Raw genomic sequence first — 21,390 nt, 5'->3', positions numbered from 1 at the left:
ACTCGGTAAACTCTATTGCATTCCGGCGGGATATTCAAATCCGGCTTTCCTGCATTGAATTTTACCTCTTGAATCAACCACCCTCACGGACAGCTTCTCCAAGCTACTCCCTGACCCGACCGTTTGCAAATCCGATCTCTCAGATGCTTCCGGACGGCCACCGCAGACCCTGTGACCTTGAGTGGGATCTCACTGACCACACACTCGTCACTAGGCTCGTTGGCGGGGGAGTGACCCTGGGCCGCGCCTCTCAGCGCTTTCCGGGGCGAGAGAGAACATTACACACCTCCACGGGAGGATGCAAATCGAGCGGCGGCGGGCCTCTTGCCGGACCCCCTGACGACGCCTCACCAACCCTGAGGCGGCGCAGGATGCACCCCCATCGCTAACCCACGAAACCCCCGGCCAAACCTCGTCCCCAGGCAGAGCACCATGACGCGCCACTCGTCCGCGCCGCCACCGGCAGGGTCCTCGTCTCTGGCCCGCCGGGCAGGCATCCTGGTGGGTATGAGCGAGAACCAGCCAATCCGTCAACGACTCCTGCTGAAGGGGATTTCCAGCCGGGCGTGGGAACACCCAGCCGACCGCGGTGCGCTGGTGGCGCTGCGGAGGCTGCAGGGCTTCGACACCTTCATCCGGAAACTCTCAGGCTTTCTGAATGAGCGCATGGTCAAGATGCAGCTGCTCGGTTCCTGCGTGCGGGTCACAGAGCGGCAGTTCGCCCAAGTGCACCGGCTGTACTCCGAGGCTGCCACGACCCTCGATGCGCAGTCCCTGCCATCGCTGTATGTGCAGGCCGATCCGACGTACAACGCCACCACCATCGGGATCGACAGCCCCAAGATCGTGTTGAACTCCAGCCTCCTGGACCTCCTGGACGACGACGAGCTGCGCTTCGTCCTGGGACATGAACTCGGCCACGCCCTGAGCGGTCACGCCCTCTACCGGACGCTGCTGACCTACATGGTCTCCCTGACCACCTCCCTCTCCGGGGTGCCGTTCGGGGCCCTCGGGGTACAGGCCATCCGGGTGGCCCTGGCCGAGTGGGCGCGCAAATCGGAGCTCAGCAGTGACCGCGCCGGTCTCCTGGCCACACAGGACCTCCCGGCAGCCATCCGCGTCCACATGAAGCTGGCCTCCGGTGGCCGTCTGCAGGACCTGGATCAGACGGAGTTCCTCACCCAGGCCCGCGAGTACGAGGACTCGGAGGACCTGCGCGATTCGCTGATGAAACTGCTGCTGGTCGAGGGCGCGACGCATCCGATGAACGTCGTGCGGGCTGGGGAGCTGCGGCGCTGGGTCGATTCGGGCGCCTACGCAGACATCCTGGCCGGGAACTATCCGAGACGCGACGACGACAAGGACGCGAAGATCTCCGACGAGGCCGCGGCCGCCGCGGAGTCGTATACGAAGTCATTCAACGAGAGCGAGGACGCCCTCGCGAAACTGCTGCGCGACGTGGGGGACGGAGTGGGCGGCATCGGGCGCTGGGTCGCGGGCAAGTTCCGCGGCAACTGATATCCCACACCAGGATAGGCCGAGAACAGGCGACGGTCCTGTGGGCACAGCAGGTTTCCAGGCCGCGGCTGACGCCCGCCCTGGTGTGTCATTCGTCGCGCTGGCGACCCCACCCGGCCTGGTGGGGTCCGGCAACTTGTGGGATCCGGCAATGCGCGGTCTTAATTTCGACACAAACGCGATATATCGTAAACGTATCGAAAGAAAGGATCGATTATGACCAAGCATCGTCATGCACGCGGGTTCCGGCCCGATCCTCGGCCCGGCATCCCATTCCCGCCATTCCTGGAGCTGTTCACCGTCCTACAGCCCCCCATCCCCGGCGGACACGGGGAAGGCGACGAATTCCGCGGCCGCAGGCCCCAGCCCGGAGGCCCCGGTTTCCGGGCTCGCGGCGGCCGTCCGCCCTTCGATGAGGGACCCCATCACCGGCACGGCGGACGCGGACGGCGTCGCGGTGACGTCCGGACCGCGGTTCTGCTGCTGCTTGGCGAGGAGTCGATGCACGGCTACCAGCTGATGCAGACCATCGCCGAGCGCACCGATGGGGCCTGGACCCCAAGTCCGGGTGCCATCTACCCGACCCTCAGCCAGCTTGAGGACGAAGGGCTCGTCAGCATCGACACCAGCGGAGGCCGCAAACAGGTGTCCCTGACCGAGGCCGGGCGGGCCTACGTCGAGGAGCATCGCGCCGAATGGCCAAACCCCTTGACCACCGAGGACGGGCCCCGCCTGCGCGAGCTCCTGCAGTCGCTGGGGGAGGCCGTGCGCCAGGTCGGGCGTACTGGAACCGACGGCCAGCGCCAGCAGGCGGCGCAGGAGCTCACCGACGCCCGCCGCCGCATCTACCTGATCCTCGCGGGAGACGAGCAGTCCCCTGCCGGACAGGAGTGAGCAAGAGCTGGGGTTCTGCCTGACTCCCAGGCAGAACCCCTCGGGACCTCCACGCCCAGCCGGATAGGAGTCGGACGCGATCAGGCGCCAGATTTCCATCCCCAGCCGGGGCGAGAAAGCCCACGATCGAGCATTACGACCGTATTGTGGTGAGTGAGCACAGCCCAGGACCCAAGGCAGGGCATCCTGCCGAGATGCAGAGTCAGCGAGATGCAGAGTCAGATAGTGACCGGCCTGATACAGGCTCGCACCCCACCTGGCGGGTCGGCGCTGAAGCACAACATCGTTGTTTCCCGTTCACCAGAATCCCGCCAGGACGGTTCTGGATACTGGCACCTTGCCGGCGAAACCACCAACAGACAGTCGCTGGGTTTTGACTGCCCTGCCGGTGATTGATGGTTGTGCCCACGAGCTGATTCACCGGCAAGAACTGACCCATATCCGGGGCGCGGCCGCCGCTCGATTGCACCCCGGATGAACATATGCAACCCCAACTAATACTGATAACCCCTCGCATGTTAGGTTCCTCACATATTGGTGTTGGCTCAGCCGCACCTTGTGTTGTCTAGGAGGAACATGAAACCCGCCACGTTCACGCGACGCACCTTCATCGCCGCGATCTCTGCCACTTCTGCCGCTGCCCTCGTTGCCGGTTGTGCCAACAACTCCGCCGAGTCCTCGGGCTCCGGCTCAGGTGCCGGCGATGGCGGAAAGAAGCTTGCGATCTTCGCGACCACCGGATACCTGGCCGACGCAGCCAAAATGCTTGAGCCCACCGCCGAGATCACGACGATGGTCAAGCCCGGTGGCGACCCCCACACCTACGAGCCCACCACCCAGGACATCGAGAAGATGCAGTCTGCCGACGCGGTCTTCTCCTCCGGCGTGCACCTGGAGGCCAAGATGCTCACCCAGCTTGAGTCGCTGGGCTCCAAGCACATCGCCGTCGGAAACAAGATCGACCAGAGCGAGCTGCTGCCCTGGCCTGAGAAGGACGAGCAGGGCAACGATCTCCACGACCCGCACATCTGGAACAGCACCAAGATCTGGCAGCAGGTCGTCACGCTCATGGCCGAGCATCTCAAGACCATCAACCCGGGCAAGTCCGCCGACTACGACAAGAACGCCGAGGCCTACAAGAAGCAGATCCAGGAGACCGACACCTGGGCCAAGGAGCAGACCGAGAAGATCCCGGCCGACCGCCGGGTGCTGGTGACGGGGCACGACGCCTTCAACTACTTCGGCCGGGCCTACAACATCGAGATCCACGCCACCGACTTCGTCAGCTCGGATGCAGACCTGTCCGCGGACGAGATCTCCGAGCTCGCCGACCTGATCGCGACGCACAAGCTGCCCGTCATCTTCCAGGACAATCTCAAGAACCCCCAGGCCATCCAGTCCCTCAAGGAGGCCGTCGCAGCCAAGGGCTGGACCGTCGAGGTCTCCGACAAGGAGCTTTACGCGGACTCCCTCGGCAGCGAGTCGGGTGTGGACACCTACCTGGGTGTGATGAAGCACAACGTCGAGACCATCGTCGGAGCACTCAGCTCATGACAGCAGCCCTGAGTGTCTCCGGGCTGAGTTTCGCCTACCGGGACTCCCTGGTCCTGCGGGAGGTCGCCTTCGACCTCCCGCAGGGGGTGATACTCGGCATCGTCGGCCCCAATGGGGCCGGAAAGTCGACGCTGCTCAAGGTCGTGGTCGGCCTGCTGCGGCCCAGCAAGGGAAGCATCAGTTTCTTCGGCGAGCCGCTGTCGAAGGTGCGCCGCCGCGTCGGCTACATGCGCCAGGCCAGCAGCGTCGACTGGGACTTCCCGACCACGGTCAGCGACGTCGTGCTGATGGGCACCTACGGCCAGCTAGGCTGGTTCCGCCGGCCAGGCCACAAGGAACGCGACGTGGCGGCAGCCGCGCTGGAGCGGGTCGGGATCACCCACCTGGCGGAACGCCCGATCAGCCAGCTCTCCGGCGGTGAGCGCCAGCGCACCTTCCTCGCACGGCTGCTGGCCCAGCAGTCCGACCTACTGCTGCTCGACGAGCCCTTCGCCGGGGTCGACGCCGCGAGCCAAGAAGCCATTACGAGCGTATTGCACGGGTTGCGGGACGAGGGCCGCACCATCGTGATCGTCCACCACGACCTCAGCACCGTCCCGACGCTGTGCGACTGGACCTGCCTGCTGAACCGCACCGTCATGAGCTTCGGGCCGACCGCAGAGGTGTTCAATGACGAGACGGTGAAGCAGGCCTACGGGTTGGCGACAACATGAGCTTCCTCGATCTCCTGGCCGACCACACCTACCGGATGATGCTGCTCGGCACCGTCATCATCGGATTCACCACCGGCGCCATCGGCACCTTCGCCTACCTCAGGAAACGCACCCTCCTGGCTGACGTCGTCTCGCACTCCTCAATCGGCGGGGTGATGCTGGCCTTCATCATCGCCAGCACCTTCGGGATCGACGGCCGCAGCAACTGGGTGCTGATCCTCGGATCCGCGGCGATCTCCCTGCTGGCGGTGCAGCTCGTCGACTGGCTGCCCCGGGTGTCCGTGACCAAGGTGGACGCGGCGATGGCGATCGTGCTGGCGCTGTTCTTCGGCGGCGGCATGGTGCTGCACCGCGTCATCCTCGCCGGGCCCTACCCGAGCAAGGGCGGTCTCGCGGAGTACCTGTTCGGCAACGCCTCCCACCTGACCGTCGAGGACATCGTCTCCAGCATCGTCGTCGCGGGCGCCACCTTCCTGCTGGCCGCCATCGCCTTCAAGGAGCTGAAGCTCAGCTGCTTCGACCCGGAATACGCGGCAACGCTCGGCTTCTCGTCGCGGCTCCTGTCAATGCTGCTGAACGCGGTGGTGGTGCTGTCGATCGTGATCGGGCTCAAGGCCGTCGGCCTCGTGCTCATGGTGGCGCTGGCCATCGCCCCACCGATCGCAGCCAGGCAGTGGACCACCCGGGTGGGAAGCATGCTGCTGCTCTCAGGACTGATCGGAGCCGTGAGCGCCGTGATCGGATCCTGGCTGGCCGTCTCCATCGGCCGCGTCCCGACCGGTCCCATGATCGTACTGGTGGTGACGGTCTTCGCGTTCGCCTCAATCCTGTTCGCCCCCAAGCGCAGCATCCTGCTGGTCGCCCTGGCACGCCACCGTCACCGCAAGGAGGTGACGGCATGACCATCTTCGTCCTGTGGGTGATGATCCTCGCGATCGTCACCGCCGTCACCTGTGCCCTGCCCGGGATCTGGCTGGTGCTGCGGAAACAGTCGATGCTGACCGACGCCATCAGCCACGCGGTGCTGCCGGGCATCGTCATCGCAGCTGTGGCGACGGGCACTATCCAGTCGCCCTGGTCGATCGTCGGAGCAGCCGTGATGGGGACGGTCGTGGTGCTCGGCGCGGAGCTCCTCGAATCGACGGGCCTGGTCTCCGGGGATGGTCCCCAGGGACTGGTGTTCCCCGCCCTGTTCAGCATCGGCGTGCTGCTGCTGAGCACCCGCTTCAACGGGATCCAGATCTCGGAGTCGGCGGTGCTGGTGGGCGACCTGAACCTGGCGGCCTTCCTGCCTTTGAAGGCCGGGAACCTGCTGCTCGGCCCGCAGTACCTGTGGGTGATGACCGGGGTGCTGCTGCTCAACGTCGCATACCTGACGCTGCTGCACACCAGGCTCAAGCTGATCGCCTTCGACCCGGAGCTGGCCCAGACCATGGGCATCCCGGTCAAGCGCCTGGGCCACCTGACGATGCTGCTGGTGTCGGTGACGATCACCGCCGCCTTCAACGCGGCCGGCGCGGTGCTGGTGATGGCGCTGATGATCGTCCCCGCGGCGATCGCGCAGCTGCTGGCCCACAGCATCCGCGGCATGTATGTCATCACCATCGGCATCACCTTCGTCTGCTCTGTCGTCGGCTTCTGGAGCGCCTACATCCTCGACGCGTCCACGTCCTCAGGCCTGGCGCTGTTCTACGGCATCGTGTACTTCGCCGTGGTCGGCGGGGTGCTGCTCCAACGCCGGCTCCACCAGGCGCGCTCCTGAGCCAGCCCGCGGCAGAACCAGTCCTTCAACAGCAGATGCCGCCATCCCGCATGGGATGGCGGCATCTGACACGCCAGGCATCAACCCTCGAAGAGCTTGATGAGGTCCTTGGTGTAGGTGTCGCGGCCCTCCTCGAACAGCTCGTCGCGGCTGAAGCGGTCGACGATCTCCCCGCCCCGCAGCACAATCGAGCGCTCACTCATGAACTGCACCGCGCTGAGGTCGTGGGAGATGAACATCGACGACAGGCCGAGCTCCTCCTTCAGCTCCTGCAGCAGGTTCAGCACCCGGGCCTGGATGGAGACATCGAGACTGGCCGTGGGCTCGTCGAAGACGAGGAGGGTCGGCTCGACGCTGATCGCCCGCGCGATCGCGACCCGCTGCTTCTCACCACCGCTGAGCTCGTGGGGTTTGCGGTCCAGGGCGGCGACGGGCAGATGCACCAGCTCGACGAGCTGCTCCGCCACCTTCCGGGGCGTCCCCGGCTTCAGGAAGCTCGGCTGCGGGAAGCCCCGGGTGAGCAGCGGCTCCATGAGGGATTCGTACATGGTTAACCGTGAGTTGAACGAGCTGGCCGGGTTCTGGAACACCACCTGGAGGCGCCGCCGCATGTCCTTCAGGGCAGTGCCCGCCAGCCCCAGGACAGGCGCCCCGTTCAGCAGGATCTCCCCGGAGGTCGCAGGCTCCAGGGTCAGCAGGCAGCGGGCCAGTGTCGACTTCCCCGAACCGCTCTCGCCGACGACCCCCAGGCACTCACCCTTGTTGATCGTGAACGAGACGCCCTTGACCGCATGGGTGCCACCGGGGTAGATCTTGTGCAGATCCTTGACCACCAATACGGATGTATTCTCTGGGGTGGGGGCGCTCGCCTCCGGCGCAGGCGGGCTCACCGGTACAGGCTGGCTCATGAGGTGGCTCCTTCCGCGAAGACGGGCAGGCGGGCTGGGATGTCCCGGAGCGGCGGGATGGCCGCGATCAAGTTGCGGGTGATCTGCTCCTGCGGGGACTCGAAGATCTCCCTGGTGGCGCCCCGCTCCTTGATCTCGCCGTTCTGCATGATGACCATCCGGTCGGCAAACCGGCTCAGCACCCTCAGGTTGTGGGTGATGAACAGCACCGCGCAGCCCTCCTGTTCCTGGATGGCAGCGATCTGCTCCAGCACCAGCGACGCGTTCACCGCGTCGAGAGCCGTGGTCGGCTCGTCGGCGATGATCAGCCGCGGCTGGAGCAGGATCGCAGCCGCCAGGGCGGCGCGTTGCAGCTGACCGCCACTGACCTGGAAGGGGTAGCGTCTCAGCAGCTCCGCGGGGAGTTTCAGCTGTTCGAGGACTTCCGCCGCCCGCTCGTCGCGGCGCTTCGGGTCCCAGGCGGTGTGGCTGCGCATCACCTCGTCAAGCTGCCGCCCGATCCGGTAGTACGGCGAGAACGCCGCCTGGTAGTCCTGGAACACGTAGGCGATGTCGTCTCCGCGCAGCTCGCGCATCTCGTTCTTCGGCATGCCCAGCAGGTCCTGGTCGCCGAAGCGCAGAACCTTTGCGTCGCGGCTGAGGCCGCGCGGCAGCAGGTCGGCGATGGAGAAGGCCGTCAGGCTCTTGCCCGAGCCGCTCTCGCCGACGACCGCCAGCCACTCACCGGCCTCGATCTCCAGGTCGATGCCGTGCACCAGTTCCTTGTGGCGGGTCCTCACCCGCAGTTCCTCGATCTCAAGCAGCGGCATTGACTTCCTCCCGTCGCTCCCCAGAGGTGGCATAGATGCTCTGCAGCTGGTCACCGAGCCAGTTGGCGGCGAACACCACGAGGAAGATCGCCAGGCCGGGCGCCAGCATCAGGTGCGGAGCCCTGGAGAAGTAGGTCTGGGCCTCGTTCAGCATTGCGCCCCACTCGGCAGCCGGGAGCTGGACGCCCAGCCCCAGGTAGGACAGCGACGCCACCAGCATGATCACCTTGCCGATGTCCATCGTCGCTAGCGCCAGGGTCGGTCCCACGACATGCGGCAGCAGGTGCCGCCGCATGATCGAGAAGGTGGAGGCCCCGCAGATGGTGGAGACCATCAGGTAATCCTTCGCCTTCTCCTGCATGACGACGCTCCTGGCCAGGCGGGTGTAGCTCACCCACTTGACGACGAGGATGGCGAGCAGCAGGTTCTGGAACCCCGGACCGATCAGGCCCACGATGACCATGGCGACGATGTACTCCGGTAGGGCCAGGAAGATGTCGACGACCCGCATCAGGGCCCAATCGGTCCGCCCGCCCAGGTAACCAGCCAGCAGCCCCAGCGGGATCCCGATGAGGATCGACAGGCCGAGAGCCAGCGCACTCAGCCCGACGGTGGTGAGGCCGCCCGTCAGGATCCGGGAGAACACGTCCCGGCCCAAGTGGTCGGTGCCGAACCAGTGGGCGAAGCTTGGTCCCTGGAGTCGGTCGGCCGTCGCGGTCAGGTTCGGATCCTGCGGCGCGATCCACGGCCCGATGATCAACAACACCAGGAAGACGGCGAGGAGGATCATCGCGATTCGCTTTCCCCTGCTCATGCCTTCTTCCTCTCTTTGAGCGCGATGGCGGGATCGAGCCACCGGTAGGACAGGTCCACCAGGGCGTTGATCAGGAACACCACGATCCCGATGAACAGGATGAAGGCCTGGATCACGGCGTAGTCGCGTTTGGTCAGGGCATCGAGGGCGAGTTTGCCGATGCCCGGGATAGCGAAGATCTTCTCCACGATCACGGTGCCTCCCAGGAGGCTGCCGAGGCTCATCCCCATGATGGTGACCAGGGGGATGAGGCTGGCCCGCAGCACGTGCTTGCCGAACACCGTCGCTTCGTGCAGGCCCCGCGAACGCGATGCCCGGACGAAGTCCATCTCCTGGGCCTCGACGAGGCTGCCGCGGAACACCTTCACGTAGGGGGGTGCGATCACGATGGCCAGGCACACGACAGGCAGGATCAGCCCACCGGGCCTCGACCCCTGGGAAGGGAGCCAGCCGAGACCGACCGCGAACACGGTCAGCAGCAGCAAGCCCAGCCAGAAGGCGGGCAGGGAGGATGTGACCAGACAAAATCCCTGGGCCAGGCGGTCCTGCCACTTCCCAGCATTGCGGGCGGCAAAGATGCCCAGTACAGCCGTGATCACCAGGGCCACCACCAGCGACCACCCGGCCAGCAGGAGCGTCCCCGGGAAGGCATTGGCGAGTTCCGTGACGACTGGTTTGCTGCTCATGGTGGAAGTGCCGAAGTTCAGCCTCGCCACGTTCGCTATGTAGGAGAGGTACTGCTCCCAGATGGGCGCGTTGAGGCCGAGCTGCTCACGCTGCGCCTCGATGTCCTGCCCGGTGACTGCGATGGTGTCCATCCGCAGCAGCGAGCGAGCGGCATCACCAGGCGCGAGCTTCACCACCATGAAGCTGACCAGCGTCAGCAACAGGAGGAAGACAGCGGCCTCAGCCAGCTTCTTTAACCATGTCATGGGTCAGGAGATGTCCAGGTCCTTGGTGATCATCTGGAACTCGAACTCGTTTCCAGGTGTCGTCCAGCCGGTCACGGTCTTCTTGCTCGCAGCGGACTCGAAGGGCACCGTGATGTAGGAGTTGTAGTACTTGTTCTCGACGTACTGGGCGATTTCCTTGGCCTGCGTCGCGCGGGCGGTCTCGTCGAACTCAATGTTGTACTTCTCAAGCTTGGCGAGCAGCTCCGGGTCGTCGAGATGACCGTGGTTCTGAGCCGCGTCCTTGCCGAAGGAGCTGTTGAGGAAGAAGGAGCCGTCGCCGCGGGTGATGGTCAGCAACGAGTAGGTCGCGAGGTCCCAGTCGCCCTTCGGGAGCTCCTCGTCGATGTTGCTGGCCTTCTTGATCTCCATCTCGATGCCGACCTTCCGGGCCTGGTCCTGGACGACCTGCGCGATCTGCGGCAGCTCGGGGCGAGCGTCGTAGGTGGCCAGCTTGAGGGAGAGCGGCTGCCCGTTCTGGGTCACCTTGCCGTCACTCACCTGCAGGCCGGCGGCCTCGAAGTGCTTGAGGGCCTCCTCGGCGCCGAAGGGATGCGGCTCGGACTTCGGGGACATGGGGTAGTCACCGGGGAAGACGTCGTAGGCGACCTTCGCCTGCCCGCCCATGACGTCCTTGACGATGGACTCTCGGTCCACGAGCGCGTCGATGCCCTTGCGGAATTCCTCGTTGTTCCACAGCGAGGCGTTGGCGCCAGTGTAGTTGTACAGCAGGTGGTAGACGCGGGTGCCGAGGTGGCTATCAACCTGGAGGTTGGAATCGCCCTCGATGGTGCTCAGTGAGTCGAGGGCGGGGCGGTAGATGACATCGGCGTCGCCGGACTGCAGCGCGAGCAGGCGGGCGGGGGCCTCCTCGTTGGCGGTCATGACCACGCGGTCAAGCTTCGCTTTGCCGTCGTAGTAGTCGTCGTTGCGCACCAGCACCGCCTCACCGGCGATGTCGAAGCTCTCGAACTTGAAAGCACCCGTCCCGATGGGGAACTTGGCATCCGTGGCGGAGGTGTCCACGATCACGGAGTTGTAGTGCACGAGGTTTGAGGGCAGCGCCGGGTATACGGTCTCAGTGACGACCTTGAGCGTGTACTGGTCCGATGCCTCCATGGACTGGATCCGCAGGGCCTTCTTAAGGCCGGGGTTGACCGAGACCGCGTTCTCCAGGCTGGCCTTGACCTTCTCGGCGGTCACCTCGGTGCCGTTGTGGAACTTGACCCCCTTGCGGATGGTGAAGGTCCAGTTCTGGGCATCGGTGGTGTCCCACTTCTCAGCGAGCCAAGGCCGGAGCTTCAGAGTCTGCGGGTCGAGGCCCACCAGGGTCTCAACCGTGCCGGAGTTGAAGATAAAGGCGGCCTGGATTTGATGCGCATCGGTGGTGTTGGCAGGGTAGACCGTGATGAACCTCAGGGTCTTGCCCTCCGAGCCCTGGTTCGAGGGCACACTGCAGGCGCTGAAGAGCAGGGCGACGGCAGTGAGTGCCGCGGCCAGCCAGGTGGCAGGTCGTTTGAGCATGGGGGGTGCAGCCTTTCGTCGAGTAGCGGCGTTGTAGGTGCTCAGATCTCCGACGGTGCTGCCACAGCTGCTCCATAACGATGTCCCCGAGGCCGCACGGCATGCACAACCTGGGATATCGCCGCTCCGAAGCCTTACCGCGAAGCCCGTCGACATCACGAACTGGCTGTCTTCGGACTTGGGATCGTCCTCCACCAGCACCTTCCCGGGATAGTTCCCAGTGGCTTGCTGCCGGTCTCGTCACCCTCACCGCTGCGCGTCAGTCCCGGATTTCCACCGGGTTCCGTGGTGCATGGGGCCCATGCACCACCAGTTCGCGCGCTGAGCGTAACACGAAGTTAAGTGTTATCTCCAGAGTAATGAGAACTGATATCCAAGATTCCGCGAGACGACCGCCAGGCACACGATTCGGCCATCCCACGAACACCAGGCCCTGTTCCGTCCCATCAGCAGCTTTCGACGGCACTCTGGGCCGGCTGCCCGACAAGAGTTCGCAGAGGCCGTATCTCCACGACCGAATCGACTGACACTGGGACACCCGAAGACCGAGGATGATCTGTTACCCCATGCCGAAAGGTATGGCGGAGCCGGGCGATAAATGGGGTGCCCCGCCGTGCGGACACGGCGGGGCGGGTGTGATGGGGTTCCCTCGGGCGGGTGCCAGGGCATAACCCTGAGGCCACACCGAGGGGCAGCCACGCTAGGCGTGAGTTACACGAGACCATCGTCTCGCATGCCCAGGCTAGCAGAATTGCAGTTACACAAAAGCGTAAATCCGTAAATACGGCGTGGTGCAATAATGTCGGCATGCTTGACACACCCCCGCGGCTTGTCAGCCTCGGCTACGAGGGGCGATCCATCGATACGTCACACTCGCATCGACAGTTCGCTGAGTTCTAGATGACTGAAGAATGACTCAGTCAGACCGCGACCACAGCCCGCAGCCACAAAGCCATTGACTCGTGTAAGCATTGACTGTGGGCCTAGCTGGACTTGAACCAGCGACCTCATCCTTATCAGGGATGCGCTCTAACCGCCTGAGCTATAGGCCCTCTCAACGACGGTGAACTCTACAGCACCCATCGCTGACCTGACAACTCCGCTCAGTCCTCGGCCAGGGTGACCTCAAGACCACCGATGACGGCCGCCGCCAGGTTGTAGAGGAACGCGAAGAGAGTTGCGACCGTCGTGATGATTACCACGTTGAGAGCGGCCAGGACTGCGGCGAATCCGATCACCCGTCCAGCGTTGATGTAGTCCTCAACCTGGAACTGTGTGCCGGAGTCGCCGATCAGCTGGGTCATCATGGAATTGATGGACTGGAGCGCCCCAGACGCCGCGACGAAGCCCCACAGCACTGCGACGATGACCACCAGCATGATGCCGAAGGCGATGGAGAACAGGAATGTCGTCTTCATCACCGACCACGGGTCGATGCGGGAGATACGCAGCCGCGCCTTGCGGGTGCGACGCGCCTCACCGGCTTTTGACAGGCTCCCCTCCGGCCGGTGGGACTTGTCCCTGCTTCCTGACCCGGCCTCTGGTGTGGAAGTGTTGGAGGAGCCAGCCGGCGGGCTCGTCCAGGGAGCAGCCGCCGGAGCCGCTGCCTCTGCCGCCTTGTCAGCTGACTTGGCGGCCAGGCCCGCGCCGACCGCCGCGGCACCCGCGGCCCCACCGGCCACAGCAGTGGCCGCCGCGGTCGCTACCTGGGGCTTTTTACCACCAGCAGGCCCACCGGCCTGCTGACTCGCAGGCTGCCCAGCGGACCCCTTCCCGCCCTGGGGAGACTGCCCGGGCAGGGACGTGGGACCGGGCTGCTGCTTTCCCGGCTGCTGACCCTGCTGCCCCTTCTGGGCTGGCTGCTGCCCGGCTGGAGCGGCCTGGTTCCCATCCGGACCTGGCTTCTTCCCGCCCTGGGGCCGGGAGGACTGGCTGGCCGGCCCTGGCAGCGCCTGGGGAGCTGGCCTGGAGGCAACCGCGGCGGGCTTCCCCGACTGAGCCGGACCCTTCCCCCGGCCCGAGGACTTGCCGGACTGGCCCGGGTTCCGGCTCATCTGCTTGCTGCTCTTGCCGGGCACCGCCAGGGCTTTGTTGTTCTGCCCATCTTGCCTGTTCTGGTTTCCCTGCCTGTTCTGCCCGGTCTCGGACTTCTTCACCGCAGGGGTCTGCGCAGTCTCCTCAGTGGATCTCTTGTCGTCTTTGTTCGTCGATAGCGGCTTGGGTCCGAAGTCAACTCCTGGCTTCCCATCTGCACCGGGCCAATGGGGAGTCTTGTCACTCATCGCCGCTTACCTCCTCGACCACTCCGGCCGTCTCGACTGCTGTCTGGTTCACCGTACCCGGTTCGGCAGTCATTTCGGCACCCGCATCGGAGAGTTCCGCGACCTCGGACTCCGGATACCGGGCGATCGCAGCCACGACGTCCTCACCCCGGAGCCCCACGAACTTGACCCCCATGGTGTCACGGCCCTTGACAGGCACGTCTGCGACGGCGGACCGCACGACCTGGCCCGACTGCTTGATCGAGATCACCTCATCGCCGTCAGCGACGATCAGCCCGCCGACCAGGGACCCGCGGCCGTCGGACAGGCGCATCGCCTTGATGCCAAGGCCACCGCGGCCCTGCTGCCGGTACTCGGCGACGGCGGTGCGCTTCGCGAAACCACCGTCGGTGACGGTGAACACGTAGCGCCCGCCCAGGTCGGCGTCACCGCCCAGGACCGCCATCGACAACAGCTCGTCGCCGTCGCGGAACCGCATACCGGTGACCCCCGAGGTGGCGCGGCCCATGGGTCGCAGCTGGTCGTCGGAGGCCTGGAACCGGATGGCCTGGCCCTTGCGGGAGATCAGCAGCACATCGTCGATCGACGAGCACAGCGAGGCCCCGATCAGCTCATCGCCCTCCTCCCGGAAGTTGATCGCGATCACACCCGCCTGGCGCGGCGAGTCATAGGAGTTGAGTGCCGTCTTCTTCACAAAACCCTTGCGAGTCGCCAGCAACAGATAAGGCTCATCGTCGTAGGAGCGCAGCGTCAGCACCTGCGCGATGTGCTCGTCCGGCAGGAAGCTGAGCAGTCCTGCGACGTGACCACCCTTGGCGTCACGCCCCGCCTCGGGCAGCTGCCATACCTTCGTACGGTACACACGTCCCAGGTTGGTGAAGAACAGCAGCCACTCGTGGTTGGTTGCCTTGAACAGGTGCGCCACCTCGTCGTCGGCCCGCAGCGTGGCGCCGCGGACACCCTTGCCGCCGCGTTTCTGCACCCGGTACTGGTCGGCGCGGGTGCGTTTCGCGTAGCCGCCCTGGGTGATGGTGACCACCACGTCCTCGTCGGGGATGAAGTCCTCCTCGGAGAAGTCGCCGTCGGCAGCGACGATGCGGGTGCGCCGCTCATCGCCGTACTTGTCGGTGATCTCCTGCAGCTCCTCGCCGACGATGACCCGCTGCCGCTCCTCAGAGGCGAGGATGTCCTTCAGGTCGGCGATCAGCCGTTCGATCTCAGCCAGACGGTCGATGATCTTCTGGATCTCCATCGACGCCAGCCGCCGCAGCTGCTGGTCGAGGATGAAACGGGCCTGCAGCTCGTCGATGTCGAGGAGCTCCTGGAGTCCCTGGGACGCCTCCTCGGCCGTTCGCGACGCCCGGATCAGCGCGATGACCTCGTCCAGCATGTTGAGGGCCTTGACCAGGCCGCGATCCAAGTGGGCTCGCTTCTCGGCCTCCGCCAGCTGGAAAGCGGTGCGGCGGCGGATGACCTCGATCTGGTGCTTGACCCACTGCGCGATGAACTGGTCAAGCCTGAGGGTGCGGGGCACATCATCGACGAGCGCCAGCATGTTGCAGCCGAAGGTGTCCTGCAGCGCGGTGTGCTTGTACAGGTTGTTCATCACGACCCGCGGCTGGGCGTCGCGTTTCAGGACGATCACCAGGCGCAGGCCGGTGCGGGCGGAGGTGTCGTCGCGGATGTCTGAGATGCCCGTCAGGCGTCCCGCGTTCACCAGCTCAGCGATCTTCGTCGCCAGGTTGTCCGGGTTGCACATGTAGGGCAGCTGCGTGATGGCGATCATCTGGCGGCCGGAGGAGTCCTCCTCCAGCTCCATCATGGCCCGCATGACCACCGACCCGCGACCCGTGCGGTAAGCGTCCTCGATGCCTCGCCGGCCGACGATCAGCCCACCGCCGGGGAAGTCGGGGCCCTGGATGCGGGCCATCGCGGCCTCGAGGAGCTCCTCCTTGGTCGCACCAGGGTGGGTCAGGGCCCACTGGACGGCGTCGTTGACCTCACGCAGGTTGTGGGTGGGGATGTTGGTCGCCATCCCGACCGCGATGCCCGTCGACCCGTTCACCAGCAAGTTCGGGAACCGCGACGGCAATACGACCGGCTCGGAGTCGCGATTGTCGTAGTTGGGTTTGAAGTCGACGGTGTCCTGCTCAATGTCGCGGACCATCTCGACGGCCAGCGGCGCCATCTTGCACTCGGTATAGCGCATAGCCGCTGCTTTGTCATTGCCCTGGGAACCGAAGTTCCCCTGACCCGCGACGAGAGGATAGCGCATCGCCCACGGCTGGGCCAGGCGCACCAAGGCGTCGTAGATCGCGCTGTCGCCGTGGGGGTGGTAGAGACCCATCACCTCACCAACCACGCGGGAGCACTTGTTCCAGCCCCGGTCGGGCCGGTAGCCGCCATCCCACATGGCATACAGAACCCGCCGGTGCACGGGCTTCAGGCCGTCCCGGACGTCGGGCAGTGCACGCCCGACGATCACCGACATGGCGTAGTCAAGGTAGGACTTCTGGATCTCCACCTGGAGGTCGACAGGGGTGGTGTGTCCCGCCAGCTTCTCCAGGCCCTGCGCCTCGGCCTCAAGTTCTTCATCGACGCCCTCGGGGCGCTCCGTGGTCTCGTCAGCCACTCCAAGCTCCTTCTCTCGTCTCGGGCGGGTCAGATGTCCAGGAACCGGACATCGCGGGCATTGTGCTGGATGAAGCTGCGCCGCTGCTCGACGTCCTCACCCATCAGGATGGAGAACATCTGGTCGGCCATGGCGGCGTCCTGCAGATTGACTTGGAGGAGAATGCGCTTGGCGGGGTCCATGGTGGTCTCCCACAGGTCGTCAGCATTCATCTCGCCGAGGCCCTTGTAACGCTGAATCGGGTTGACGTTAGGCAGCTTCTTGCCCTCGGCTAGGCCGACGTCGCGCATCTCGTCGCGTTCCTCGTCGCTGTAGGCAAGTTCGTGCGGGGCGTTGGTCCAGCGCAGCCTGAACAACGGCGGCTGGGCCAGGTAGACGTGCCCGGCGTCGATCAGGGGACGCATGAAACGGAACAGCAGTGTCAGCAGCAGCGTGCGGATGTGGGCGCCATCGACGTCGGCGTCGGCCATCAGCACGATCTTGTGGTAGCGCAGCTTGTCGAGGTCGAAGTCCTCCTGGATGCCGGTGCCGAGGGCGTTGATGATGGCCTCGACCTCCTTGTTGGCGAGGATCTTGTCCAGGCGCGCCTTCTCGACGTTGAGGATCTTGCCGCGGATCGGCAAGATCGCCTGCGTCTTCGGGTCACGGCCACCGCGCGCCGAGCCGCCCGCGGAGTCGCCCTCGACGATGAACACCTCACAGTCGGTGGGGTTGCGGGACTGGCAGTCGACGAGCTTGCCCGGCAGGCCGCCGCCGCCGAGCAGGCCCTTGCGGTTGCGGGCCATGTCACGGGCCTTGCGGGCAGCGATCCGGGCCTGTGCCGCCGCCTGCGACTTGCGGACGATGTCCTTGCCCTCGGCGGGATTGCGCTCGAACCAGTCACCCAGCCGGTCGTTGAGGGCCTTCTGCACGAACGACTTCGCCTCGGTGTTGCCGAGCTTGGTCTTCGTCTGGCCCTCGAACTGCGGCTCAGCCAGTTTGATGGAGATGATCGCCGTGAGACCCTCGCGGATGTCGTCACCGGAGACCCGGTCCTCCTTCTTCTTCACCAAGCCCCAGGTCTCGCCCCACCGGTTGACGGTGTTGGTCAGCGCGGCACGGAAACCCTCCTCGTGGGTGCCGCCCTCGTGGGTGTTGATGGTGTTCGCGAAGGTGTGCACCGAGCTGGCGTAGGAAGAGTTCCACTGCATCGCGATCTCCAGGCTCATGCCCTGGACGTCGTCGTCGGACTCGACGTCGATGACGCTCGGATGGATGGGATCCTTCGACTGCGACAGGTAGCGCACGTAGTCGATCAGGCCATGCTCGAAACGGAAGGAGTCGTTGCGCTGCTCCTCGTCGGCGTCCTCGCCCTCCCGGTCGACGGTGCGCAGGTCGGTCAGGGTGATCCTGAGGCCCTTGTTGAGGAACGCCATCTCCCGGAACCGCGTCGCGAGGGTGTCATAGTTGAAGACGGTGGTCTCGAAGATGTCGGGGCTGGGGTAGAAGGTGACGGTGGTACCGGTGTCCTCGGTCTCCTCAAGCTCTTCCAGATCACCGCGGGGCACGCCCAGATCGAAGGTCTGCGCGTAGCGGTGGCCGTCGCGGGAAACCTCGACGGTGAACTCACGCGAGAGGGCATTGACGACGGAGGATCCGACGCCATGAAGGCCGCCGGAGACCTTGTAGCCGCCGTCACCGAACTTGCCTCCCGCGTGCAGGACAGTCAGCACCAGGGTGACGGTCGGGATCTTCTCAACGGGATGCTCCTTGACAGGGATGCCGCGGCCGTTGTCGGCCACCCGCACACCACCGTCGTCGAGGAGAACAACGTCGATCTGGTCGCAGTACCCGGCCAGGGCCTCGTCGACGGAGTTGTCGACGATCTCGTAGACCAGGTGGTGCAGCCCGCGTTCCCCCGTCGAGCCGATGTACATGCCGGGACGCTTCCGGACCGCCTCCAGGCCCTCCAGCACCGAGATCTGGTCGGCGTCATAGACCGCGTCGGTGTGGGCGCTGTCACCCTGGCCTGGATCGCCTTGAGGCTCCAGCTCGCTCGCCTGCTCTTCTGTCACGCGGTGCTCCCGTTCCATGAAACAGCCGCCGGATGAACCGACGGCGCGTACAACCTTGCCAAGTCTACCGCGAAACCCGGATGACATTCTCCCGAAACCCCCCGCCATCCGGCCAGAATCCACGCTCTGACCTTCCAGCAGGGGTGAGGATGACTCGGGATACAGCCCCCCGGGGCCCCAGCGCGCCAGAAGGCTTTCTGAACCACCTTCATCTCCCGCAGCACTATCTCCAGACGGGCCACACCACACACCACAGGACTCCTGCAACGAGCCGGACCCGGACCATGGCAGTTTTTGTCAGAACCCATCATTAGAGTCCCATGTCATCAAACCAAGATCGGAGTTCCCATGGGCGTGTACGGAGTCTATACAGCCGTTGACGACGAAACTTTCAAACAGATCAGCTTTCTGAACAAGGAAAAGCTTCCCGTACAGATAGCCGAACTGGAAAAGAAGGACGATGTCCCCTCCTGCGACCTGGGCAAGCTCTGGGATGGGTTGCACTACCTACTCACCGGCATCAGGACACAAGATGCCGTTGAAGAGGGCCTGCACAGCGAGGTGATCCTCGGGATCAAACCGCTGAAAATTGGCTACTACTTCGCCAGCGGCATCCCGGCAGCGGATGTCGCGCGTATCGCCGATGCGATAGAGCTGGTCGACATCAATGCCCTCATCCGAGCAGCGGATTTCCAGGCCTTCGAGGCCGCCGGGGTCTACCCGGCCATATGGGATGAAGACCCTGAGCTCCTGCGAGACGAACTGACGGGCTATTTCCATCAGCTCCGTGACTTCTATCGCCAGGCAAGAGACCACGGTCACAGTGTCATCGTGGCCATCTGGTGAGAGCGTCACGGCGATGATCCGAGACCATCAGGATCCGTTCATACCGGTTGAGATTATCCATAGGTGTCCCTGGGTCCCCGGCCTTGGATGGAGCGGCGGCCGCGCCGCCAGTTCGGCGCGCGCGGGCCCAGGACCTCGATGCGCAGGACCATCCGGTCACCGAGGGCCTGATTGAGTCTGGCGACCAGCGGCCCGGCGCTGTATTTCATCGCCGAGGACCAGGCGGTGGAGTCGCACTGGATGGTCAGGGTCCCGTCATGGAACTCGACGGGGACGGAATGCTGAGCGTTCACGGCGCCGACGAGCCCGGACCAGTCGCGCAGCACGGTGGCCAGGGAGATCTGGCGGTGCCAGCCACGTCTTTTTGCGACGGCGTCCAGGACGCTGCCGATCGGCTGCGGGTCGCGGTCGTCGGGGTGGGCGCCGGATCGTTGCTCCCCGGCCCAGCGCCGGCGTTTCGGGATTTTCGGGGGCAGCGCCGGGACCTCCGGCAGCAGGGGGGAGGTGCGCGCCGTCTGGTGCGCGATCTCACTGGCCAGCTCCAGCCCGGTCGGGTCGTAGACGTCCTCCGCGGGCAGGTCGTCGTCACTAACCGGTTCAGTCATCTGTCACCTCCGCTGCCTCGCCAGCCGGCCGCACGGTGCCGTCGTGTACCTGAAAGCGTAGCGCCGACGGGAAATCGGGGACATCCGCCCCGACGGCGGCCGTGATGAGCACCTGCTCTGCGTCGGCCACAGCTCCGGCTAGGCGTTCCCGGCGGGTGGCGTCGAGTTCTGAGAAGACGTCGTCGAGGACCAGGACGGGCTCGATGCCGTCGGCGCGGACCAGGGCGAAACCACCTAGCTTCAGCGCCAGCGCGAGGGACCACGATTCCCCGTGGGAGGCGTACCCCTTGGCCGGTAGGGAGCCGATGGACAAGGTGACGTCGTCGCGCTGCGGCCCGACGAGGGTGACCCCGCGGGCGATCTCGTCGCGCCGCCGCTGCGCCATGGCCTCCAGCAGTCGCGCCTCAAGGGTGCCGCGGACGGCGTCGACGGGGATGCCGGACAGGTCAAGGGAGGTCTTGTACTGCGCCGAGATCTGGTTGTTCACCGGGGCGATGGTCTCGTAGGCCGCGGCAGCGTGCGGCAGAACGTCGGCTAAGGTGTCGAGGCGGGCGTGCAGCAGTTCGGCGCCGATCCGCGCGAGTGCCTCATTCCAGGCCTGTAGTGTTGTCTCTTCCTCGGTCGCCGCCTGCCGCATCGACTTCCCGGACATCGCCTTGAGCAGTGAATTGCGCTGCCGCAGGACCTTCTCCAGGTCGGCACGCACTCCGGCCATGCGCGGCCAGCGAGTGGTGACGAGGGTGTCCAGCCAGGCCCGGCGGTCCGATGGATCACCGCGCACGATGGCCAGGTCTATGGGCGAGAAGACGACGGTGCGCAGCGCCCCGATGAGATCACGAGGGCGCGCCAGGGGAGCCCGGTTGAGGCGCGCGACATTGCTGCGGCCGTTGGTTACCTCAAGTTCGAGCGTGATGAGACGCTCGTCGCCACGAGAGGCCTGCACCCTGGCTCGCAGGATCGCGGACTCAGCGCCGGCGCGGATCAGAGGTGCGGTGGCGGAGACACGGTGAGACGACATTGTCGAGAGGTATTCGACGGCCTCCACCAAGTTGGTCTTACCCTGCCCGTTTGATCCGACGAACACATTCACGCCGGCGACGAGATTCAGCTCAGCGGCACTGTAGTTGCGGAAGTCGGTGACTGACAGGTGAGTGACGAACATCGTCTTCAAATCCTACGGGCAGATCTCACCGGAAGAAGCTAGCCACCCGTTGACACTCGTAGCGCCGCATGAAAAAGGGAGGGAGCAACCGCTCCCTCCCGAACATTGGACCTCAGCTCACTGCTGTGGCGGCTGACCCTGCTGAGGTGGGTAAGACTGCTGGGGCTGCTCCTGCTTGTTGTTTTGCATAAAACCAAGCACCACGAGAATGATTCCTATAATTCCCAGGATTATCCCGAACCAAGGTTGCATTCCCTCGACAAAAAACAATAGCTTGAACTGGAGGTTGAAAATCGGCAGAATCAGTGATCCGAAGCCGAGAAGGATGAGAAGGCCTCCAAGGGAGATCATGTGTCTTTTCCT

At 65.0% G+C, this 21,390-nt stretch carries 18 protein-coding genes, 1 tRNA gene and 1 riboswitch; of the genes, 7 read left to right on the top strand and 12 right to left on the bottom strand.

The features are described 5' to 3' along the window. The first annotated feature begins 432 nt into the window (after nucleotides 1-432). From SK1NUM_RS15085 to SK1NUM_RS15060, 6 genes are all read left to right on the top strand, one after another. On the top strand, nucleotides 433-1,518 hold the full coding sequence (locus tag SK1NUM_RS15085) for a M48 family metallopeptidase (RefSeq protein ID WP_317988067.1): 1,086 nt from the start codon (nucleotides 433-435) through the stop codon (nucleotides 1,516-1,518). Between the two features lie 216 nt (nucleotides 1,519-1,734). Continuing rightward, on the top strand, nucleotides 1,735-2,412 hold the full coding sequence (locus SK1NUM_RS15080) for a PadR family transcriptional regulator (protein ID WP_212323805.1): 678 nt from the start codon (nucleotides 1,735-1,737) through the stop codon (nucleotides 2,410-2,412). Between the two features lie 576 nt (nucleotides 2,413-2,988). After that, nucleotides 2,989-3,966, top strand: a complete 978-nt coding sequence (locus tag SK1NUM_RS15075) for a metal ABC transporter solute-binding protein, Zn/Mn family (protein ID WP_212323803.1) — start codon at nucleotides 2,989-2,991, stop codon at nucleotides 3,964-3,966. Further along, nucleotides 3,963-4,679, top strand: coding sequence for a metal ABC transporter ATP-binding protein (locus SK1NUM_RS15070; RefSeq protein ID WP_212323801.1), 717 nt, complete (start codon nucleotides 3,963-3,965; stop codon nucleotides 4,677-4,679). Before SK1NUM_RS15075 ends, SK1NUM_RS15070 begins: the two co-directional genes overlap by 4 nt. Beyond that, nucleotides 4,676-5,581 (top strand): metal ABC transporter permease, encoded by a 906-nt coding sequence (locus tag SK1NUM_RS15065; RefSeq protein WP_212323800.1) that lies wholly within the window; start codon nucleotides 4,676-4,678, stop codon nucleotides 5,579-5,581. Before SK1NUM_RS15070 ends, SK1NUM_RS15065 begins: the two co-directional genes overlap by 4 nt. Further along, nucleotides 5,578-6,441, top strand: coding sequence for a metal ABC transporter permease (locus tag SK1NUM_RS15060; RefSeq protein ID WP_212323799.1), 864 nt, complete (start codon nucleotides 5,578-5,580; stop codon nucleotides 6,439-6,441). The genes SK1NUM_RS15065 and SK1NUM_RS15060 overlap by 4 nt, the downstream gene beginning before the upstream one ends. A gap of 80 nt (nucleotides 6,442-6,521) precedes the next feature. Here SK1NUM_RS15060 and SK1NUM_RS15055 read toward each other — a convergent pair whose 3' ends face one another. The 9 genes from SK1NUM_RS15055 to gyrB form a co-directional block, all read right to left on the bottom strand. Then, nucleotides 6,522-7,349, bottom strand: a complete 828-nt coding sequence (locus SK1NUM_RS15055) for an ABC transporter ATP-binding protein (protein WP_212323798.1) — start codon at nucleotides 7,347-7,349, stop codon at nucleotides 6,522-6,524. After that, complete coding sequence (locus SK1NUM_RS15050; protein WP_212323797.1) at nucleotides 7,346-8,158, bottom strand: ATP-binding cassette domain-containing protein; 813 nt, start codon at nucleotides 8,156-8,158, stop codon at nucleotides 7,346-7,348. Before SK1NUM_RS15050 ends, SK1NUM_RS15055 begins: the two co-directional genes overlap by 4 nt. Then, on the bottom strand, nucleotides 8,145-8,972 hold the full coding sequence (nikC, locus tag SK1NUM_RS15045; protein ID WP_212323796.1) for a nickel transporter permease: 828 nt from the start codon (nucleotides 8,970-8,972) through the stop codon (nucleotides 8,145-8,147). Before nikC ends, SK1NUM_RS15050 begins: the two co-directional genes overlap by 14 nt. Beyond that, entirely contained in the window at nucleotides 8,969-9,904 is a 936-nt protein-coding gene (gene nikB / locus SK1NUM_RS15040; RefSeq protein ID WP_212323795.1) for a nickel ABC transporter permease, read from the bottom strand. Before nikB ends, nikC begins: the two co-directional genes overlap by 4 nt. 3 nt (nucleotides 9,905-9,907) lie before the next feature. Next, nucleotides 9,908-11,446, bottom strand: coding sequence for an ABC transporter substrate-binding protein (locus SK1NUM_RS15035; RefSeq protein WP_212323793.1), 1,539 nt, complete (start codon nucleotides 11,444-11,446; stop codon nucleotides 9,908-9,910). 147 nt (nucleotides 11,447-11,593) lie between these two features. Next, nucleotides 11,594-11,775: riboswitch (cobalamin riboswitch) on the bottom strand. A gap of 649 nt (nucleotides 11,776-12,424) precedes the next feature. Further along, nucleotides 12,425-12,498 (bottom strand) — tRNA-Ile (locus SK1NUM_RS15030). 51 nt (nucleotides 12,499-12,549) lie between these two features. Beyond that, the gene (locus SK1NUM_RS15025; protein WP_223927654.1) at nucleotides 12,550-13,728 is read right to left on the bottom strand and encodes a DUF3566 domain-containing protein; all 1,179 of its coding nucleotides are present in this window, start codon (nucleotides 13,726-13,728) and stop codon (nucleotides 12,550-12,552) included. Continuing rightward, entirely contained in the window at nucleotides 13,721-16,360 is a 2,640-nt protein-coding gene (gene gyrA, locus SK1NUM_RS15020) for a DNA gyrase subunit A (protein ID WP_212323792.1), read from the bottom strand. The genes SK1NUM_RS15025 and gyrA overlap by 8 nt, the downstream gene beginning before the upstream one ends. Before the next feature lie 29 nt (nucleotides 16,361-16,389). Continuing rightward, a complete protein-coding gene (gene gyrB / locus SK1NUM_RS15015) occupies nucleotides 16,390-18,432 on the bottom strand; it encodes a DNA topoisomerase (ATP-hydrolyzing) subunit B (RefSeq protein ID WP_280526533.1) in 2,043 nt (680 codons plus the stop codon). 330 nt (nucleotides 18,433-18,762) lie between these two features. On the opposite strand from gyrB, the gene SK1NUM_RS15010 reads away from it, so the two are divergent. Further along, entirely contained in the window at nucleotides 18,763-19,260 is a 498-nt protein-coding gene (locus tag SK1NUM_RS15010) for a YfbM family protein (protein ID WP_212323791.1), read from the top strand. A gap of 53 nt (nucleotides 19,261-19,313) precedes the next feature. Here SK1NUM_RS15010 and SK1NUM_RS15005 read toward each other — a convergent pair whose 3' ends face one another. The 3 genes from SK1NUM_RS15005 to SK1NUM_RS14995 form a co-directional block, all read right to left on the bottom strand. Beyond that, nucleotides 19,314-19,865: a DUF721 domain-containing protein gene (locus tag SK1NUM_RS15005; RefSeq protein WP_212323790.1), complete on the bottom strand. Its 552-nt coding sequence runs from the start codon at nucleotides 19,863-19,865 to the stop codon at nucleotides 19,314-19,316. Further along, nucleotides 19,858-21,027: a DNA replication/repair protein RecF gene (gene recF / locus SK1NUM_RS15000; RefSeq protein WP_212323789.1), complete on the bottom strand. Its 1,170-nt coding sequence runs from the start codon at nucleotides 21,025-21,027 to the stop codon at nucleotides 19,858-19,860. Before recF ends, SK1NUM_RS15005 begins: the two co-directional genes overlap by 8 nt. 117 nt (nucleotides 21,028-21,144) lie before the next feature. Then, nucleotides 21,145-21,378 carry a hypothetical protein gene (locus SK1NUM_RS14995; protein ID WP_212323788.1) on the bottom strand — a complete coding sequence of 78 codons (234 nt, stop codon included), beginning with the start codon at nucleotides 21,376-21,378 and terminating at the stop codon, nucleotides 21,145-21,147. Nucleotides 21,379-21,390 lie beyond the last annotated feature (12 nt).

Origin of the sequence: Arachnia rubra, assembly GCF_019973735.1 — a bacterium.
Classification (GTDB): Bacteria; Actinomycetota; Actinomycetes; order Propionibacteriales; family Propionibacteriaceae; genus Arachnia; species Arachnia rubra.
This window is presented reverse-complemented; position numbering and strand designations above follow the sequence as displayed.

Bases quoted from the DNA above. Each gene is read 5' to 3' on its own strand.
- SK1NUM_RS15085 (WP_317988067.1), top strand. From the start codon at position 433: ATGACGCGCCACTCGTCCGCGCCGCCACCGGCAGGGTCCTCGTCTCTG.
- SK1NUM_RS15080 (WP_212323805.1), top strand. From the start codon at position 1,735: ATGACCAAGCATCGTCATGCACGCGGGTTCCGGCCCGATCCTCGGCCC.
- SK1NUM_RS15075 (WP_212323803.1), top strand. From the start codon at position 2,989: ATGAAACCCGCCACGTTCACGCGACGCACCTTCATCGCCGCGATCTCT.
- SK1NUM_RS15070 (WP_212323801.1), top strand. From the start codon at position 3,963: ATGACAGCAGCCCTGAGTGTCTCCGGGCTGAGTTTCGCCTACCGGGAC.
- SK1NUM_RS15065 (WP_212323800.1), top strand. From the start codon at position 4,676: ATGAGCTTCCTCGATCTCCTGGCCGACCACACCTACCGGATGATGCTG.
- SK1NUM_RS15060 (WP_212323799.1), top strand. From the start codon at position 5,578: ATGACCATCTTCGTCCTGTGGGTGATGATCCTCGCGATCGTCACCGCC.
- SK1NUM_RS15055 (WP_212323798.1), bottom strand. From the start codon at position 7,349: ATGAGCCAGCCTGTACCGGTGAGCCCGCCTGCGCCGGAGGCGAGCGCC.
- SK1NUM_RS15050 (WP_212323797.1), bottom strand. From the start codon at position 8,158: ATGCCGCTGCTTGAGATCGAGGAACTGCGGGTGAGGACCCGCCACAAG.
- nikC (WP_212323796.1), bottom strand. From the start codon at position 8,972: ATGAGCAGGGGAAAGCGAATCGCGATGATCCTCCTCGCCGTCTTCCTG.
- nikB (WP_212323795.1), bottom strand. From the start codon at position 9,904: ATGACATGGTTAAAGAAGCTGGCTGAGGCCGCTGTCTTCCTCCTGTTG.
- SK1NUM_RS15035 (WP_212323793.1), bottom strand. From the start codon at position 11,446: ATGCTCAAACGACCTGCCACCTGGCTGGCCGCGGCACTCACTGCCGTC.
- SK1NUM_RS15025 (WP_223927654.1), bottom strand. From the start codon at position 13,728: ATGAGTGACAAGACTCCCCATTGGCCCGGTGCAGATGGGAAGCCAGGA.
- gyrB (WP_280526533.1), bottom strand. From the start codon at position 18,432: ATGGAACGGGAGCACCGCGTGACAGAAGAGCAGGCGAGCGAGCTGGAG.
- SK1NUM_RS15010 (WP_212323791.1), top strand. From the start codon at position 18,763: ATGGGCGTGTACGGAGTCTATACAGCCGTTGACGACGAAACTTTCAAA.
- SK1NUM_RS15005 (WP_212323790.1), bottom strand. From the start codon at position 19,865: ATGACTGAACCGGTTAGTGACGACGACCTGCCCGCGGAGGACGTCTAC.
- recF (WP_212323789.1), bottom strand. From the start codon at position 21,027: ATGTTCGTCACTCACCTGTCAGTCACCGACTTCCGCAACTACAGTGCC.
- SK1NUM_RS14995 (WP_212323788.1), bottom strand. From the start codon at position 21,378: ATGATCTCCCTTGGAGGCCTTCTCATCCTTCTCGGCTTCGGATCACTG.